Source organism: Paenibacillus sp. FSL E2-0151, assembly GCF_037993015.1.
GTDB classification, from domain to species: Bacteria; Bacillota; Bacilli; order Paenibacillales; family Paenibacillaceae; genus Paenibacillus; species Paenibacillus amylolyticus.
In genome coordinates, this window is record NZ_CP150308.1 from 3,479,558 (window position 1) to 3,497,427 (window position 17,870).

Genomic DNA, 17,870 nt, shown 5'->3' on the forward strand with positions numbered 1-17,870 from the left:
AGGTATAGTAAAGAAATGAATGATTCAGTAGATACTTAAATGAACGTAAATCAGGAGGAATTATGGAGTTAAGAGTACTTCGATATTTTTTGACAGTAGCTCGAGTAGAAAATATCACACATGCTGCAACGATCTTACATGTGACACAGCCAACGTTAAGCAGACAGTTGGCTGATCTGGAAAAAAATTTAGAAACTCAATTGTTTATACGAGGTAAAAGTAAAATAACACTTACAGATGCAGGCATGCTTCTACGTCAAAGAGCAGAAGAAATTCTCACTCTTGCGGATAAAACAGAGAAAGAGTTTAAAGATCAGAACAATCTGGTTGGAGGAACCATATCGATCGGGAGTGTTGAATCATTAACGTCCAATGTTATTTTACAATTATTAAAAGACTTCAATATGGAGTATCCGCAGGTTAAATATCACATCTATAGTGGAACGGGGGATGACATAAAGGAGCGAATCGATAAAGGACTGCTCGATGTGGGCATTTTGTTAGAGCCCATTCACATTGAGAAATACGATTTCATCAGACTGCCCCAGAAGGAACGCTGGGGAGTCCTTATGAAGACCTCATCACCTCTTGCCCAGAAAGAATATGTCACTTCAACCGATTTAGCCGGAGTGCCTCTGCTCATATCCAGCCGATCTGTCGTACAGAATGAGATTGCAAGCTGGTTTGCCGATGAGTATGCACATTTAAACTTTGTTGCGACCTATAATTTAATATCTAACATACTTAACCTCGTAGAGGAGGGGTTAGGGACGGCCATCTGTATTGAGGGTGCGCTTGCAATGAAGCAGTCTGACACATTATGCTTCAGACCTTTTCAACCGGAACTTCAGTTTCCAACAGTGATTGTCTGGAAAAAACATAAGGTATTCAGTCAAACGGAGGTACGTTTTTTGGAACATATCAGGCATGCCTTTCAGGCATAATAAAGTATGAATTATAGGTATTGGCTATAGCTGTTTATCAGATGATATTTTAAAGGTGTAATGAATGCAGCCTTTATGTATTTCAGATAAATAGCTTTTTTTATTGCAAAGAGAAGTTATTTAGAGCGCTTTTGGTCTCATTCATTTAGATGGCAACAACAAGAGGGGGCATTATTGGATGAGCAAGAAATACGAGAAGTTGGCTCAAGATATTGTAGAGAAAGTGGGCGGTAGTGAGAATGTATCCACTCTGACTCACTGTATGACTAGGCTTAGATTTGCACTGAATGATACTAATAAAGCAGATCAAAAAGCGCTTAAATCGTTTGACGGTGTTATTGATGCGGTTGAGAGCGGCGGACAATTTCAAGTCGTCATCGGCACACATGTTGAAGACGTTTACAAAGAAGTGATCAAGCATCTTCAACCTAACGCGAGTTCATCGGGTGAACCAACTGATGTTAAGAAAGTTAGTATTTTGGGGAAATTAATCGATTTCGTCTCGGGGACATTTAGTCCGATTGTCCCTGCTATAGCTGGGGCTGGTATGATCAAGGCATTACTCGCTCTACTTATTTTGTTCAACTGGATTTCAAAAGATTCCCAAACCTACTATATCGTAAGTCTTATGTCAGATGCTATTTTCTACTTTTTACCATTCTTGCTGGCGTTTTCAGCTGCAAACAAACTAAAATGCAGTCCCGTCTTAGCACTCGTTTTAGCCGGTGTTTTACTCCATCCCAACTTGACGCAATTGCGTTTGGATGGGTCTGACGTAAGTGTTTTTGGAATCCCGCTAACTCTTGTATCTTATAGTTCTTCTGTAGTTCCAATTCTCTTAATCGTTTGGTCACAATCATATATTGAATCGTTGTTTAAAAGGATCATTCCGAATGCAGTGAAAGTTATTTTTGTTCCCATGAGCACTATTTTAGTAACGGGAATTCTTGCCTTAACCGTGTTGGGACCACTGGGGTCATTTTTCGGAACGTATTTAGCGATGGGCTTTGACTTCTTGGCCGCACATGGTAGCTGGCTGGTTATTTTCCTGGTTGCAACCTTCTGGCCAATACTGGTTATGTTTGGGCTGCACCATAATATTGTTCCTCTATCCATTGCTCAAATCACCACATCAGGTTATGAGAATATCCTCGGTCCTGGAGCGATGATCAATTGTATAGGTCAAGGTGTTGCGGCATTAGTTGTAGGGATGAGAACCAAGGATAAAGCATTAAAACAAATTTCTGCTTCCAGTGGGATCACCGCGTTGATGGGAATCACGGAACCAGCTCTTTACGGCGTAAATTTACCGAAGAGATACCCACTTGTCGCGGGTATGATTGGAGCTGCTAGTGGGGGACTCTTTGCAGGGCTAATGGATGTTTCTCGTTACGCAACAGGCGCTTCAGGAATCCCGGCGATTCCTCTGTACATTGGTGAAAATATCTGGAATCTATATAACATTTTGATCGCACTTGTTATAACAACTGTCGTAACTGCTGTACTTACCTATTTGCTCAGTTTGAAATATGAAAAAGATGCACCTTCACAGAACACTGTTTCAAATGCGAACGAAGGGAGTGGGGTTGCGGATGAAGTCATTACAATTAAAGATTCTGTTATTGCAACGCCACTTAAAGGTCAGCTTATTCAACTTCAGGATGTACAAGATACAGCGTTTGCCTCAGAGGCAATGGGTAAAGGAATTGCTATTGAACCTAGCGAGGGGAAAGTCATTGCTCCATTTGATGGTATGATTGTATCTCTATTTCCTAAGAAACATGCTATTGGACTATTATCCGATGAAGGAGTCGAAATTCTTATTCATGTCGGCTTAAATACGGTAAAGCTGAACGGAAAATATTTTGAAGCGTTCGTTGAAGAAGGTCAGAGAATTACAAAAGGACAGACCTTGCTGACTTTTGATCTGGACAAAATCAGACAAGAAGGATATGTCACTCAAACGCCCGTTATTGTAACCAATTCGTATAGTTACTCGGATGTGATCGCAGAGACTAGTCCCCAAAATATTGATTTTAACAATACATTGTTGGTTGTCAAAGCTTAACAAAACTACAGGTTAGGAGTGTGTTTTAATGACTTTAAGAAAAGACTTTTTGTGGGGTGGGGCAGTTGCTGCTAACCAATGTGAAGGTGGATATGCAGAAGGCAACAAGGGACTATCCACAGTTGATGTAATCCCGGCAGGGAAAGATCGTGTTCCTGTCATGCGAGGACAGTTAAAAATGTTGGAGTGTGATCAAGAACATTTTTATCCGAGTCATGAGGCTATTGATTTTTATCATCGGTATAAAGAAGACATTGCTTTATTTGCAGAGATGGGCTTTACGTGTTTCCGTTTATCTTTGGCATGGACTCGGATCTACCCTAATGGAGATGACGAGTTACCCAACGAAGAGGGTTTGAAATTCTATGAAAATGTATTTGACGAATGTTTGAAGTATGGCATTGAGCCGTTAGTCACCATTACCCATTTTGATGTCCCTATTCATTTGGTGAAAACTATTGGATCGTGGAGAAGTCGAAAAATGGTGGATTATTATGAGAGACTGTGTGAAACGATCTTCACCCGTTATAAAGATAAAGTGAAGTATTGGCTTACCTTTAATGAAATTAACATGCTGTTGCATCTACCTTTTGGCAGCTCAGGCCTAGTGTTTGAAGAAGGTGAGAATGAGGATGCTGTGAAGTATCAGGCGGCTCATCATCAATTGATCGCAAGTGCAAAAGTAACTGAAATTGCGCGTAGAATTAACCCGGAAATTAAGATTGGCTGTATGTTAGCAGGTGCCAACACTTACCCGTATACATGTGCACCAGATGATGTCTGGAAAGCCATGACAAGAGATCGCGAGCACTACTTCTTCGTCGATGTACAATCCCGAGGAGAATACCCAAACTATGCCAAGAAAATGTTAGAACGAATGAATATTCATTTAGCCATGGAAGACGGGGACGAGGAATGTTTGAAAAATAATACGGTTGATTTCGTTTCGTTCAGTTATTATGGTTCACGATTAACCAGTGCAGATCCGGAAGTAAACACACAAACGGCAGCTAACCTGTTTCCGACACTGCGCAATCCTCATTTGAAAACGAGTGAATGGGGATGGCAAATCGATCCTGAAGGTCTAAGAATTACAATGAACTCCTTGTATGACCGCTATCAAAAGCCACTATTCATCGTTGAAAATGGCTTAGGAGCGATAGATACTCCTGATGAGACGGGATATGTTGCTGATGATTATAGAATCGAGTATCTGCGTCAACACATCCAAGCTTTCATAACAGCAGTGGAAGAAGATGGCGTAGAGTTGTTGGGTTACACGTCGTGGGGTTGCATTGATCTAGTAAGCTCAAGTTCTGGAGAGATGAGTAAACGATACGGTTTCATACATGTCGACAAAGATGACGCTGGAAATGGTACGTTGAAACGCAGCAAGAAAAAATCCTTTGAATGGTTCAAAAAAGTTATTCAAAGTAACGGCAAAGAACTCTAATCGACTGAGCAGTAACGTATGAAGTCATCGACTTATGCGTTACTGCTTTATCCATTTATCGCAGCATTAAGGCTAACTATCGGCCATATGGAGCAAATACAAACATTAGGAGTTGGTTTTTTATAATATCCATGGAGAAGCTTAAAACATATTCGTTATTGTCCGTTGCGTTATTAATTTCTTCAGGTCCAGTGATTGCCGCTAACATTCCTGCGATAACCAATGATTTTCCAGAGATATCGGTAACACATGTAGGATTATTAACGACCATACCTTCATTATTTGTCATTCTTGGTGTGTTAATTGCTAATCGACTTGAACTTCTTATTGGGAAGAAAGCAACTATACTAACTGGATTAGGAGTTGTTCTCATTGCGGGAGTATTCCCTGCATTGTATCATGACCTTTTTCCGTTGCTGTTCATTTCTCGCTGTTTGTTTGGGTTAGGTGTAGGTTTATTTAACCGGCTCATCATTCAGATGATCAGTGATATGTATCATAAGAATCCAGCTAAACAAGCAACCGTAATTGGCTTAGAAAGTGCCTTTGAGGGATTAGGAGGCATTTGTCTGACACTACTCGTTGGTCAACTATTGAAAATGGGCTGGCACACATCATTTTATGTCTACGCCCTGGCACTTCCTATTTTCATTGCATTCCTGATTTTCGTTCCTTCTGATAAAAAAGAGCTTAATAGAAGAGAAGAGGTCAGCACGAATCCAAGCCACACAAATAATAAAAAAGCCCTTCAAGTCATGATTGGCTATGGTCTCTTATTATTTGTAATAGTAGCTATTTTCATCAATTATAATTTACAGATTACTCCTTTGATTTTGGAAAAAAAAATCGGAACTGCGACAAATGGAAGCAACATGATTGCATTTATAGGTTTGGGAGCTTTTGTTGCCGGCTTTTCTTTTGGGAAAGTATACAAAACACTCGGTAACTATATCGTTCCATTATCGATTCTGTTACTTGGAAGCTCGATGTTCGTTACGACGATCTCGCAAAGTATCATGCTTACTACCGTGTGCTCAATGATCATCGGGTTTTCATTCCGCTGTATAATGCCCTATTTATTGCATACTTTTGCACAACAAATCGCCAAAATGGCAAAGCTGGGTACGACCATTGTTCTAATCGCGTATAACTTGGGAGCCACACTTTCACCGTATGAAGGAAGGTTAATTACGCAATTATTACAACTAGATACAGTGCAATCATTAGTCTCAAGTAATGCAATAATTCTATTATGGATTTCAGCAGTTAGTTTGGGAGTAGTAACCCTTCATCGCAAAAAGAAGAATATTCAACAAACATAGAAAACAGGGAACTTCATGATATGGAGTTCCCTTGTTTTAGAGTAAGTTGTATGAACCGTTTAATTAGAATTTTTGTAATACACCAAGTGATCGGTCCATTCATTATTTTCGTGTATAAACCCTTTACGTAGACATTCAAATTCCATACCAACACTCTCTGCCAGTTTCATGGAAGGGGTGTTATCCACATTAATATGAGCTTCTATGCGGTGAAATTTCAGATGTTCGAATGCACTCCTCTGGATTGAATTTATGCTCATGGCATAGCACTGAAGTAGTCCATAACCACGCTGCGAAACTCTAAAGCGGCTTTGGAAATATACCTGTTTTTGTGCGAAAGTAGAGCGATTTCCCGAACGAGCTGGTGTTCCTCTACCTGAAGATATCTAATGCGCTCATGCGGGTTTCTGGCTGTGCTAGGTATAAACGCGAGACCGATCTCCGCTTCAACAAGGGCTGTTAATCTTGCAGGCTCATCACCTTCATACACATACTTTGGTAGGAAACCAGCGGATTGACATACGGAATCTACCATATCACGAACCCCATACCCTTGCTTCACCCCAACAAACCACTCGTCCTTAAGCTCGGATAATTTAATGCTGCTTCGGTATGCATATCGATGACCCATAGGAATAGCGACTACAATCGGATCGTCATATAGTATCTGACATTCGATATCGTCACCTTGAATCGGAGGGGAGGAGAGACAAAAGTCCACCTCGCCCCGATGTAGGAGTCTGGACATGTTTTCTAACGAAACCATTTGCACATGGAACTGAATATCCGGCTTGTTTTTCCGGAATTCCCGCAGTATACCTGGCAATGTGCTCGCCGTAGTCACCGCCAATTGCAGTGTACCCTGATCCGGGTTGGAGAGGTCAGCGATTTCCCGCTTTCCTTGTTCCAATTCAAATAAGGCTTTTTCAGTTCGCTGAAGAAATGTTCTTCCAAAGTCGTTTAATCGCAGCTTTCTCCCGATTCGATCAAATAAAGGGACTCCCAAGTCGTCCTCTAATCGTTGTATCGTTTTGCTCAGGGAGGATTGCGTGACATGCAGCTTTCCCGCAGCTTCCGTAACATGTTCGCATCGGGCCACCGTCAGGAAATATTTTAGTTGAAGAAGCTCCATTTGCACCATCACTTCATTCCTTCTAGTTCATCAAATCATAACATATAATGCGTTGGAATAAATGAATACGTTCAAGTAAGATAACAGCAGAAGAGAGAGAGGTGCACCAATGAACGTTCGAAATAAAGGATTGATGTTAGCTGTTGGACTCGGAATTATGTTGAATCCGTTGAATTCCTCCATGATTTCGGTGGCAATCTCCAGGTTACAACAAGTGTATCAACTTAATTTTACAGCCGTTTCGTGGATTATTTTATCATTTTACATTGCCAGTGCTGTCGCTCAACCCGTCATGGGCAAGTGTAGTGATTTGTTTGGCCGGAGGAAGATCTTCCTCATGGGTCTTGTTATTGTTTTTGTATCGTCCATGTTAGCTCCGTGGTCTCCCAGTTTTTCGTGGCTCATTGTATTCCGGATTGTTCAATCAATTGGCACAAGCATGATGGTGGCCGTCGGAATGGCGATTGTCAGAATGAACGTGACTGAAAAACAAGCCTCCGCCTTGTCCACCTTGGCTATATTCCTTTCTGGAGCGGCTGCAATTGGACCTTTTATTGGTGGAGTATTGATTCATTGGTGGGACTGGCACAGCATATTCTTCGTTAATATTCCGTTTGTCTTGGCGAGTTTTTGGTTCGCCTGGAAAACAATCCCGAAGGACGAGCAATCTCCGTCTATCTCTGGTCACATGTCCATTCGGCAATGGCTCGCGTTAATTGACGCACCAGGTATCCTGATGTTTACGGTAGCTTTGGTGACTCTGCTCATCGGTTTACTTTCAGTAAATTCCACAGGAGATATTTCAACATGGCATCTGCTGACAGGGGGGATCGGGTTAATCGCACTCGTCATGTTCTTCCGACATGAATTAAAAGCAGCCACGCCTTTTATCCCTCTGCGAACGTTTGCCTCATATCCGGAGATGACTTGGGTGAATGTGCAATACATGCTGGTGAACATCCTGTTTTACGCACTTTTTTTTGGAGTTCCTACGTATTTGAAGCAGGTACGTCATCTCAACGAAGTTCATACAGGAATGAGCATGCTAGCTTTGGGGTTATGTTCAGTCATTATTGCTCCGATCGCAGGGCGCTGGATTGACAGATCAGGATCACGGCCAGCTCTGATCGTATCCGCTTCTTTAATGACATTTGGATCTATATTGATCGTTGTTATGAATGAAACTTCTCCAATCTTCATAATCATTGTTGCTTTAGCTTTATTTGGAATAAGTAATGGCCTAAACGCGGTCGGCATGCAAGCAGCACTGTTTAAAAGCACACCGAAAGAAATGATCGGAGTGGCATCGGGTATTTTTAATACATCACGCTACCTGGGGACCATTTTATCGTCGTTATTGATTGGAATTGTTATGGGGGATACATTCAATGTGACAGGATTTCAGAAGCTTGGAATCATCCTTACGGTATTAGCTGCATCACTGATCATCATGAGCGTACGTCGCGAGGCAGGTTTAGTGAGTCCGGAGCAAGTAAGCAAGTAAAATAGAGAATCTTCCGTGCAATAACACGTTTACACCCAATGAATCAATAGCTCCATTGGGTGTATTTTTTGACTTTCACCAAGTTGTCAGAAAGAGTTGATCCTTTCTTGAACGTTTAGGGTAGAAGACGTGTCTTTGATTGAATTAGGTAAAAATAAAGATATAATAATTTTGATTAATAGGCTTGGTTAGTACTTTAAGTGCATTAATATCAGATTTTAATAGGCATCCAATGCTTGTTATTATCGGGGGCCTACAGGAGTAAACGCATTATAGGTGTGGCAAGATATCGTCATACCTAACTTTGTGAAATTTTTCGCAACTCTGCATTGAGCTTGGCCAAATCTGATATTGAATGTTTCTAAATTGAACAGAGTTTGAAAGGAGGCAACACAAAGAATGGCTATTGATACGGTTTTATGGAGCAGGCTAGTGACTGGTTTGACGCTCGGGTTCCACGTGATTTTTGCAACGCTTGGTGTCGGCGTACCTTTGATGATTGCTATTGCAGAGTTCATCGGCATTCGGAAGAAGGATCACCATTACATACTTATGGCAAAGAGGTGGTCCAGAGGGTTTGTCATTTCTGTCGCGGTTGGTGTCGTGACAGGCACAGCGATCTCACTACAGTTGGCCTTGGTATGGCCGAATTTTATGAAACTTGCCGGGAATGTCATTGCACTGCCGCTATTTATGGAAGTATTTGCATTCTTTTTTGAAGCAATATTCCTGGGCATTTATCTGTACACGTGGGATCGGTTCAAAAATCCGTATATCCACTGGTTGCTGACCATCCCAATTGTCGCCGGGGCAGGCATGTCTGCTGTTTTTATTACAACAGTGAACGGCTTCATGAACCAGCCTGAAGGTTTTGTCATGGAAGCAGGTCAATTCATGGCAGTGAACCCCGTGCAAGCGATGCTGAATACAGCGACGTTCTCCAAAGTGTTCCATGTATTAAGCTCGGCTTATCTGACAGGAGCTGCTCTGTTAGCAGGAATAGCAGCCTTTGCGATGCTGAGAAAAGGAGTGTCGGCCTACCACAAAAAAGGTTTGAATCTCATGATGGCCGTTGTGCTGGTATTCAGTTTGTTAAATTCTTTAGCTGGAGATGTGTCTGCCAAGTTTTTGGCTGAGCATCAGCCGGAGAAGCTCGCAGCTGCCGAGTGGCATTTCGAGACGGAAAGCGGCGCGGATTTGATTTTTTTGGGATGGCTGAATGCAGAACATGAAATTATAGGCGCTCTTCATTTGCCGAAACTGCTCAGTTTCCTTGCCTTTGGAGACTTTAACGCCGAGGTAACCGGGCTGAACGAATTTCCACCAGATGAACACCCGCCCTTACTTGTGCATTATTTGTTTGATCTAATGGCTGGTATTGGATTCGCTCTGCTTGCTATATCAAGTCTGTACTTCCTGTTTGTATTCTGGAAGAAACGTAATCAGTTTAACAAGTGGATGCTTCGTATGGTTGCACTGAGTGCACCGCTTGCTTTTCTGGCCGTTGAGATGGGTTGGTTCTATGCAGAGATCGGGCGGCAGCCATGGATCATCCGAGGTTATATGCGGGTAGAAGAGGCCGCTACTTCTTCACCGAGTGTGAGAATTTTATTTTTCGTCTTCTTGCTTCTCTACATCCTGCTAGGCGTTATGTGTGTCGTCGTACTGAGACGGTTGTTCAATAACAATCCTGCTGAACTCGAGATGGAGAAATGGTTGAAGGAGAAGCATGATCAATCAGCCAAGAAAGGGGATCAGGCCTGATGAGTTATGAATTAATTGGTATTTCGGTACTCTGGCTGTTCTTGTACGGCTATCTTATTGTAGCTTCCATTGATTTTGGAGCAGGTTTCTTTGCCTTTTATGCACGCCTGACAAAGCAGGATCATCTGATTAATCGTCTGATCTCCCGTTATCTATCACCTGTCTGGGAGATCACCAATGTATTTTTTGTCTTTTTCTATATTGGTATCGTCGGATTTTTCCCGGACACGGCCTATTATTATGGCTCCGCGCTGCTTGTTCCAGGAAGTATTGCCGTCATTCTACTTGCCATTCGTGGGTCGTTCTATGCTTTCGAAAATTATGGTTCCAAAAAAAGTATCGTGTATTTGTTCTTATACGGAGCTACGGGTCTACTTATTCCAGCGTCATTGTCAGTGGCACTGACCCTGTCTGAAGGTGGCTTTATTTTGAAGCAGGGAGATACCGTTTCCCTGGATTACTGGGCGCTATTTACGAATCCATTATCGTGGAGCATCGTTGGACTGGCGATCGTGTCCGTATTGTTCATTAGCGGATCATTTCTCACATTTTACGCTTCTCGCGCAGAGGACCATTCGGCATTGAAGCTGATGCGGAACTATGCTTTGTTCTGGAGCACACCGACCATTATTCTCGCGCTGACTGCATTTATATATTTGGGTCAACACAATGAGCGTCATTTTCAAAATATGATGGATTTATGGTGGCTGCTGGCGCTTTCCGTTGCGTTTTTCATGATTGCCATGTGGCTGTTATATAACGGACGCCGTTATGGTTTAGCTTTTATATGCATCATGCTGCAATTTCTCACAGCCTTTTTTGCTTACGGGATTGGGCAATATCCTTACATTCTCGATCCATACATCACCATTCAGAGTAGCGCCACATCACCTGCAATGGGCTTTGCACTCGTCGTTGTGTTTATCGGTGGTCTGTGCTTGTTAATTCCTTCTCTAATCCTGGTCTTCAAACTGTTCCTGTTTGATGCGGATTATGTGAAAGGGAAAAAATAAAGGAGGAGCGTTCAATGAAAAGGAGAGGCAAATCCAATCTGATCTCGCAGCAAATGTCTTTACAACGAAAAAACAGACTTCTCCTTGCGATCATTTCGCTGGCCCTTGGTGTAGCTATTATAAGCCAGGCCACCTTGGTGGCTGAAGCAGTCCAGCGAATCTTTGTAGAGAAAGCTTCCTTTTCATCAGTGATGCTGTTGCTTGTCCTATTACTGGTTGTTATGGCTGTACGCTCACTGTTGTCGTATGGCAATGGGAAAGTGGGCTTGCATATGGCAGCACGCGCCAAGACAAATATGCGAGCATCTGTGTTGCAGAACCTGACCCGCGCTTCCATGCCTTCAACCCTGAGTGGACAGACGGGAGGAAAGGTCAGTGTTGCTTTGGATGCTGTAGATGAGGCTGACAGTTATTTCAGTCAATATATGCCTCGAATGATGGAAGCTGCGATGATCCCGATTCTGATTCTGGTTGTTACGTTTACGCAGCACTCTAACACAGGCTGGATTATGTTGTTTACGGCACCGTTTATCCCGCTGTTCATGATCTTGGTTGGGCTCAAGACAAAGAACAAATCAGAAGAAAAATACGCGCAACTGGCTGAGTTTTCCGGTACATTTCTGGATTCGCTTCAAGGGCTGGTTACGTTAAAAATATTCGGACGGGCTAAACGTCAACAGCAGGAGATTGAACGCAGCAGTCTGGGGTATCGTGATGCCACCATGGGCATTTTGAAGATTGCATTTACAAATACGTTTATGCTGGAATCGATCGTGATGTTAAGCATTGGTATTGTCGCGCTTGAACTGGCTATTCAATTACTGGTTTTCAAATCGATGAGCTTCCACACGGCCTTTCTCGTGTTGTTACTCGTCCCTGAGTTTTACAGTCTGTTGAAGAATACAGGAACGGCTTTCCACAGCGGGCGAACCAGTATGGGGGCCATTCGCAAGGTGGAACAGATGCTCGCGGACACTAGTGTCAAGAGCACACAAACGAAGCCTGAAGAAGGACCGGATCAAAGCGAATTAACCGATGTCGATGCAATTGCAAAGATGGAAGAGCTTCGTACAGCTCGTGCCGAGTTGATAACAATGCCACCAACCATTGAACTGAACGATGTCCGATTCCAGTACACACCTGATTCCTTTGGACTTGAGACAGGACAGATCTCGATTGGACCGGGAGAACAGATTGCTATTGTAGGCAAAAGTGGCTCAGGTAAAACCACGCTGCTTCATCTCATTGCCGGTTTACTGAAACCAGATTCGGGAGCGGTTCTGGTTAACGGAAGCCAGCTTTCGCAACAGGATGAGGCTGCTTGGTTTGAACGTGTTAGCTACATTACACAGCATCCGTATATTTTTGCAGGTACATTTGCGGAAAATATTGCGATTGGGGCGGGGCGGAACGTCTCCAGAACTGAAATTGAGCAGGCGGCAGAGGAAGCAGGACTTGCTGGCGTTGTTGCACAATTGGAGCAGGGACTGGACACATTTGTTGGTGAAGGTGGCCGGGGGCTGTCTGGTGGGGAAAAGCAGCGACTTGCCTTAGCACGTGCTTTTCTGAAGAGACCATCCGTCATTTTGTTCGACGAACCCACCGTTGGTCTGGATCTACACACCGAGCGGGTATTGCAACAATCCATTGCGGCATTAGCCAAAACGGCAACGATGATTACTGTGGCTCACCGTTTATATACAATTCAACATGCGGACAACATTTTGTTTATGGATAGTGGGGTATTGGTGGATTCAGGACATCATGAAGCGCTTCTGGCGCGCCTGCCTCAATATGCGGAGATGGTGGATGTACAACGGAAAGGTGGGTTAGTATGAATGAGCTGACGATTCTGTCAAAAGCGATGATTCAGGAGCGCAAGGATATCTTACTTTCGATATTGGGCGGATTTATCGCCGGCATAGCAGGGGTAGCTCTCTTTTCCGCGAGTGGGTATATGATATCGCAAACGGTATTTGCTCCACCGCTGTACACCTTAATTGTACTCACTTCCATGGTCAAACTGCTTGGTTTCCTTCGAGCGGCGAGCCGCTACGGAGAACGCTTGTATTCGCACAGGGCAACATTTTCCATGCTGAGCCGCTTGCGGACGTCCTTTTTTGCCAAACTGATCCCGGTAACGCCAGGTATATTGAACAAAAATCGAAGCGGGGATCTGCTTGCGCGGATCGTGGGTGATGTGGAAAGCTTGCAAAATTACTTTTTGCGGGTCGCGTATCCACCCATCATGGTCGTTATGGTGTTTTTGGCTACCATGTTGTTCACTTCGGCCTTTTCGATCTGGATTGCGTGTTTGTTAGTACTAGGTATGCTGATTACGGCATTTGTTGTACCAGGTATTGTCTTGTTAGGTCAGCGAAAAATACACGGACGTGTCCGCCAGCAACGGGCCTTGCTGTCCACGGAAGTAACCGAAGTATTGTATGGTTTCAGGGATTTGAAAGTATACGGCCAATTGGAACAGCGTGAGCTACAGCTTCAACAGGCTTCCGCTGCATTGGCAACGGAACAGAAACAAGCCGCTTCGCACCTGCTGCGCGGGCAATCCATGCACGTTTTTGTGACGTATCTTGTTACATGGGGAGTGCTGGCACTGAGCGCCTTTTTAATTGTGAATGGAGCGTTTGCCGGTGTATTCCTCGCCATGCTGATCCTGGCCACGCAGACCGTGTTCGAAGAAGCTGCGGCAATGGCTATATTACCTTTGTATAAGCAGGACAGTGAACACGCCGCTCAGCGACTGGCGGAAACGGTGCCAACCTCCGATGTGCATCCTGTACAGCCAAGCAGTGAATTGTCAGCCGATCAGGCGGTTTCGATTGAACTATCCGGTGTTAACTTCCAATATGAAGGGGAATGGAGACCAGCGCTGAGGGAGCTCTCTCTGCAACTTGCAGCAGGCTCCAAAACAGCAATTGTCGGGCCGAGCGGGTCAGGTAAGTCAACGATTATCGATTTGTTACTCAAGCTGCGTGCACCAACGTCTGGCGATATACGATTAAACGATGTTCCGGTGCAGCAACTGAATGAAGAGAGCATATGGCAAAGGGCAAATGTTGTGTTGCAGCAAAGTCATTTTTTCCGGGGAACCATCCGGGACAACCTGTTGCTGAATGGAGAAGAACATTCGGATGAACAACTGTTGGCTGTGCTGGATAAAGTCCAACTACCGAATAAGTTGTTGACCGACATGGTGTATGAAAAAGGGGAAAACCTGTCGGATGGCGAGAAGCAGCGGTTGGCTCTCGCACGGGCCATGCTGCGCAAAGGACGGTTATGGCTTCTGGACGAACCAACTTCTTCACTGGATTACGTCACAGAGCAACGTGTATTGCAGCATCTTCTGGCACAGGCATCCGAAGATACACTTCTCCTGATCTGCCATCGGCTGACGGGATTGGAAGAGATGGATCGGATTGTGGTCATGGACAAAGGCAAGATTGTAGAATCAGGTTCCTTCTCCGAGCTGATGGAGCAAAAAGGCTATTTTTATGAAATGAAACAAATTGAACGACAAATGATTGGAGACGTCGGGGCGTAAGAATCTAGTCTATTGAGTAGACAATACGGTCGATTGTCGTTAATGAAGAAAACTTCAATAAATCAATTTTTATAAATTTAACTAAACCCCAAAGGATGCGGTGCATATACTCCTTGGGGTTTGTTTTGATATAATAGTTTTTTATGTCTATAAAGGAGATGGAAGATGGGAAAATATAAGTGGGATATTGTTTTTTTATTTGGCCGTATTTTTATTTGTTGTGTACATGAAGATGAATGACCAATCTCTGTTTTGGATACTTGGAGTCGTTCTCACCGCTACTCTGATCATGTTTACCATTCGTATTTTTTATCCTCTGGGTTGGGAAACACGCATGGACCGCGTCGAGGCTTTTCTACGCAGACAGGAGAATACCCCAAAGCTTTATATCTATTACGCTCTTGCAAACAGACTTGATGATGAATTGGAACACACAATAGAGCGCATCAGAAATGAGGACACCAATAAAAGGACCCAAGCAGTCTATAATGCAGCTTACGGCTCCTATCGCAACGACTTGGTAGCTGTTCGTACTGCGGTGCAGAATATGCGTAGATCGGATTATCGTACATATTATGAAACGTATTTGCTTATGGAAGAAGGAAGAAGTGAGCAGGCGAGGGAACACTTGAAATCCATTAACAAGGTCTGGATGAGATCTTCGCTTCTTGCAGCGATCGAACTAAAAGCGGGACAACGCGAAACTGCGATTCAGCTATTACAGGAAGCAATGCATGCTGTCAGAGGTGTCCATCGTTATATGATATTTAAGGAATCAGAGAGATACTAAGGGTGAACAAAAATCTTCCTTGGCATATAGTACAACTGACACGGATAAAAGCTTGTTCCATATAGGAGCAGGCTTTTATCTTTTGTCTTAAAGGAAGGTCAGGAAGGACAAGAGTATACAGAGGCGCTAAACTGTTCGGCATAGTGGAGAACACCCGAATTAAAATGCTCTCCAACCAGTTAGACTATATGATGAGAATCTTAAAGTCTTTTAGTAACCTTCACATAACCGCAGATGATTCAGCCGTTTTATTTTTCTTCGCAAGCGGTTTTTTCCTTAGTGTCCTATCATACAGATATGGCTTTCCGTGATATTCCCGTGCATGCTTTTGTTTCTGCTTTTTATGTATATCAACCTTGATCTCAAGATTGGCAACGTTGTTCTGGAATTCAGTAGCAATTCGTTTGCACCATTTCAATCCACTTTCTTCAGATGCACTGAAATGAACACGTAATAGATATCCGTTCACCGTTAATTCAAACTTGTATAAATTCATGATATGTATCCTTTCCAGGCGGGCATGTTATGTTACACCAAATACGATAATCTGATTATAACAGGAACGTATGTTCTGTAAAAGTGTTATTTATGATACCCGCAATTCAATAAGGTTCGCTAGACATCTTTGCAACAGTTCGTTTAATGGTAAAATATCTAAAAATGGTTCATGTTGGGGGATACGCATGTATAAACTGATGATCGTAGATGATGAATTGCTCATGCGGGTTGGAATTCGTTCCATGCTGAATTGGGAAGAGTACAATTTCTATGTTGTTGGTGAGGCGGGAAATGGAAAAGAGGCATTAAGCCTTGCGCTTGAAGTGATGCCTGATCTAATTATTACAGATATTAAGATGCCGATTATGGATGGGCTACAGCTTATACAAGAGGCCTCCTGCGTACTGAAAACCTGTAAGTATGTCATCCTGAGTAATTTTGACGAATTTCATTATGTGAAAGAGGCGCTAAAACTTGGCGCTTCAGATTACTTGATTAAAAGTGAGATCACCGAATCCTCCCTTATTGACCTCCTGAGCACTGTTGGACAGAAACTGCAAAGTGAACATGTTCACCCAACCAACACACCCTCTATAACACAGGACTATTCCAAGAGCCTAAGATATCTAAAGGATAGTTTCTTCCAAGATATTGTAAGCGGATTCATTAGTGAGGAGGATATCGTCACCAAAGCGGAAGAACTACATTTTCGTATACGTTCGGACCAGTTGGTTGTCATGAAGTTCATCGTGAACTATTACGAGGATGCAAAGCGGAAATATGTTGAGAAGGGGGAAAAGCTGCTCCGATTTTCGATTCTTAATATTATGGAAGAGATCATTCCATCGAAGTGGGAGAAAGAGATTTTTGTTGAAAGTTCCTCAGAATATTGGGTGATCGTCAATGTACTTCCTGAGAGCCAATCTGTACACGCCGACTTGAATAAACTATGTAATAAATTGCTGTCTTCGATCAAGGATTTTATGAATCTATCGCTCACGGCTGGGGTAAGTAGAATGACTTCCGGTTTCCTTCACATCAGGAAAGCCTGTCAAGAGGCGGAAACGGCTCTACAACAGAGTTTCTTCACAGGAAGCAACCAGGTGTTGTATTACAATGATATGGTTCAATCCCCAGATCGACATGAAGTTAAAGGGGCTTTAAGCCCGCAACAAGAACGAGATTTGTTGAAGTTATGGGTAAGCAAAGACAACAAAATGGCGGAAGAGTTCCTTGAAGGAATCCGATCCAATCTGGAACAGCTACGAGCAGATGAGAATAGCATTCGCAAGCAATATATTATGGTAATGGAAACGATACATTCCCATCTATCCCGAGCTACGGAAAGAGGTGCCCCTTCTTTAACAGAAAAATCACCCTACGAAATCGTTCTAAAGGGGGAGTATTGGGAGGATATCCACCAAGATATGCTTGCTCATATTGCATATTACTTCCAAACCGATTCCCAAATCAAACAGGAAAGCACTTACACCGATCTCGCCACTGAATTGATCGACAAGTATTATGCGGAAGATATCTCACTGCAAAGTATCGCTAGCCAAATCAGTGTGAATCCGTCGTATCTCAGCCGTGTGTTCAAACAGGAACGAGGAGAGAACTTTATCACGTACTTGACCCGAGTTCGAATTGAACATGCCAAGGCGTATCTATTGAGCAGAGGAATGAGAGTGTATGAAATCGCAGAAAAGGTGGGTTACCATAATTACACGTACTTCAGTAAGATTTTCAAAAAATCGGTAGGTGTCACTCCTGAGGAATATCGAGAATTACAGCAGGGATGAATGTAATCGGTGAATAGA

Annotated in this window: 14 protein-coding genes; 11 read left to right on the forward strand and 3 right to left on the reverse strand. The window is 43.2% G+C overall.

What is annotated here, in order from left to right:
* The first annotated feature begins 62 nt into the window (after positions 1 to 62).
* The 4 genes from MHI55_RS15810 (at position 63) to MHI55_RS15825 (ending at position 5,787) form a co-directional block, all read left to right on the forward strand.
* Complete coding sequence (locus MHI55_RS15810; protein ID WP_036615799.1) at positions 63 to 944, forward strand: LysR family transcriptional regulator; 882 nt, start codon at positions 63 to 65, stop codon at positions 942 to 944.
* Between the two features lie 178 nt (positions 945 to 1,122).
* The gene (locus MHI55_RS15815) at positions 1,123 to 3,012 is read left to right on the forward strand and encodes a beta-glucoside-specific PTS transporter subunit IIABC (protein ID WP_340390521.1); all 1,890 of its coding nucleotides are present in this window, start codon (positions 1,123 to 1,125) and stop codon (positions 3,010 to 3,012) included.
* A 28-nt stretch (positions 3,013 to 3,040) separates the two neighbouring features.
* Complete coding sequence (locus MHI55_RS15820) at positions 3,041 to 4,465, forward strand: 6-phospho-beta-glucosidase (RefSeq protein WP_340390522.1); 1,425 nt, start codon at positions 3,041 to 3,043, stop codon at positions 4,463 to 4,465.
* 131 nt (positions 4,466 to 4,596) lie between these two features.
* Positions 4,597 to 5,787 (forward strand): MFS transporter, encoded by a 1,191-nt coding sequence (locus MHI55_RS15825; protein WP_340390523.1) that lies wholly within the window; start codon positions 4,597 to 4,599, stop codon positions 5,785 to 5,787.
* 59 nt (positions 5,788 to 5,846) lie between these two features.
* Here MHI55_RS15825 and MHI55_RS15830 read toward each other — a convergent pair whose 3' ends face one another.
* On the reverse strand, positions 5,847 to 6,047 hold the full coding sequence (locus MHI55_RS15830) for a GNAT family protein (protein ID WP_340390524.1): 201 nt from the start codon (positions 6,045 to 6,047) through the stop codon (positions 5,847 to 5,849).
* Positions 6,044 to 6,919: a LysR family transcriptional regulator gene (locus MHI55_RS15835; protein ID WP_340390610.1), complete on the reverse strand. Its 876-nt coding sequence runs from the start codon at positions 6,917 to 6,919 to the stop codon at positions 6,044 to 6,046. Before MHI55_RS15835 ends, MHI55_RS15830 begins: the two co-directional genes overlap by 4 nt.
* Positions 6,920 to 7,028: 109 nt before the next feature.
* On the opposite strand from MHI55_RS15835, the gene MHI55_RS15840 reads away from it, so the two are divergent.
* The 6 genes from MHI55_RS15840 to MHI55_RS15865 all read left to right on the forward strand — a co-directional run bounded on the left by MHI55_RS15840 (position 7,029) and on the right by MHI55_RS15865 (position 15,552).
* Positions 7,029 to 8,423 (forward strand): MFS transporter, encoded by a 1,395-nt coding sequence (locus tag MHI55_RS15840; RefSeq protein WP_340390525.1) that lies wholly within the window; start codon positions 7,029 to 7,031, stop codon positions 8,421 to 8,423.
* A 399-nt stretch (positions 8,424 to 8,822) separates the two neighbouring features.
* Positions 8,823 to 10,187, forward strand: a complete 1,365-nt coding sequence (locus MHI55_RS15845; RefSeq protein WP_036615789.1) for a cytochrome ubiquinol oxidase subunit I — start codon at positions 8,823 to 8,825, stop codon at positions 10,185 to 10,187.
* On the forward strand, positions 10,187 to 11,200 hold the full coding sequence (locus tag MHI55_RS15850; protein WP_179086461.1) for a cytochrome d ubiquinol oxidase subunit II: 1,014 nt from the start codon (positions 10,187 to 10,189) through the stop codon (positions 11,198 to 11,200). The genes MHI55_RS15845 and MHI55_RS15850 overlap by 1 nt, the downstream gene beginning before the upstream one ends.
* Before the next feature lie 14 nt (positions 11,201 to 11,214).
* Positions 11,215 to 13,038 carry a thiol reductant ABC exporter subunit CydD gene (cydD, locus tag MHI55_RS15855; protein WP_340390526.1) on the forward strand — a complete coding sequence of 608 codons (1,824 nt, stop codon included), beginning with the start codon at positions 11,215 to 11,217 and terminating at the stop codon, positions 13,036 to 13,038.
* The gene (gene cydC / locus MHI55_RS15860; protein WP_340390527.1) at positions 13,035 to 14,762 is read left to right on the forward strand and encodes a thiol reductant ABC exporter subunit CydC; all 1,728 of its coding nucleotides are present in this window, start codon (positions 13,035 to 13,037) and stop codon (positions 14,760 to 14,762) included. The genes cydD and cydC overlap by 4 nt, the downstream gene beginning before the upstream one ends.
* A 226-nt stretch (positions 14,763 to 14,988) precedes the next feature.
* Positions 14,989 to 15,552: a hypothetical protein gene (locus MHI55_RS15865; protein WP_340390528.1), complete on the forward strand. Its 564-nt coding sequence runs from the start codon at positions 14,989 to 14,991 to the stop codon at positions 15,550 to 15,552.
* A gap of 220 nt (positions 15,553 to 15,772) precedes the next feature.
* Here MHI55_RS15865 and MHI55_RS15870 read toward each other — a convergent pair whose 3' ends face one another.
* Positions 15,773 to 16,048: a hypothetical protein gene (locus MHI55_RS15870; RefSeq protein ID WP_340030341.1), complete on the reverse strand. Its 276-nt coding sequence runs from the start codon at positions 16,046 to 16,048 to the stop codon at positions 15,773 to 15,775.
* 187 nt (positions 16,049 to 16,235) lie between these two features.
* On the opposite strand from MHI55_RS15870, the gene MHI55_RS15875 reads away from it, so the two are divergent.
* A complete protein-coding gene (locus MHI55_RS15875; protein WP_164783284.1) occupies positions 16,236 to 17,852 on the forward strand; it encodes a helix-turn-helix domain-containing protein in 1,617 nt (538 codons plus the stop codon).
* The last annotated feature ends 18 nt before the right edge of the window (positions 17,853 to 17,870 follow it).

What these genes read in the sequence shown, in the direction of transcription:
- MHI55_RS15810 (WP_036615799.1), top strand. Translation starts at nt 63, where the DNA reads ATGGAGTTAAGAGTACTTCGATATTTTTTGACAGTAGCTCGAGTAGAA.
- MHI55_RS15815 (WP_340390521.1), top strand. Translation starts at nt 1,123, where the DNA reads ATGAGCAAGAAATACGAGAAGTTGGCTCAAGATATTGTAGAGAAAGTG.
- MHI55_RS15820 (WP_340390522.1), top strand. Translation starts at nt 3,041, where the DNA reads ATGACTTTAAGAAAAGACTTTTTGTGGGGTGGGGCAGTTGCTGCTAAC.
- MHI55_RS15825 (WP_340390523.1), top strand. Translation starts at nt 4,597, where the DNA reads ATGGAGAAGCTTAAAACATATTCGTTATTGTCCGTTGCGTTATTAATT.
- MHI55_RS15830 (WP_340390524.1), bottom strand. Translation starts at nt 6,047, where the DNA reads ATGAGCATAAATTCAATCCAGAGGAGTGCATTCGAACATCTGAAATTT.
- MHI55_RS15835 (WP_340390610.1), bottom strand. Translation starts at nt 6,919, where the DNA reads ATGGAGCTTCTTCAACTAAAATATTTCCTGACGGTGGCCCGATGCGAA.
- MHI55_RS15840 (WP_340390525.1), top strand. Translation starts at nt 7,029, where the DNA reads ATGAACGTTCGAAATAAAGGATTGATGTTAGCTGTTGGACTCGGAATT.
- MHI55_RS15845 (WP_036615789.1), top strand. Translation starts at nt 8,823, where the DNA reads ATGGCTATTGATACGGTTTTATGGAGCAGGCTAGTGACTGGTTTGACG.
- MHI55_RS15850 (WP_179086461.1), top strand. Translation starts at nt 10,187, where the DNA reads ATGAGTTATGAATTAATTGGTATTTCGGTACTCTGGCTGTTCTTGTAC.
- cydD (WP_340390526.1), top strand. Translation starts at nt 11,215, where the DNA reads ATGAAAAGGAGAGGCAAATCCAATCTGATCTCGCAGCAAATGTCTTTA.
- cydC (WP_340390527.1), top strand. Translation starts at nt 13,035, where the DNA reads ATGAATGAGCTGACGATTCTGTCAAAAGCGATGATTCAGGAGCGCAAG.
- MHI55_RS15865 (WP_340390528.1), top strand. Translation starts at nt 14,989, where the DNA reads ATGAAGATGAATGACCAATCTCTGTTTTGGATACTTGGAGTCGTTCTC.
- MHI55_RS15870 (WP_340030341.1), bottom strand. Translation starts at nt 16,048, where the DNA reads ATGAATTTATACAAGTTTGAATTAACGGTGAACGGATATCTATTACGT.
- MHI55_RS15875 (WP_164783284.1), top strand. Translation starts at nt 16,236, where the DNA reads ATGTATAAACTGATGATCGTAGATGATGAATTGCTCATGCGGGTTGGA.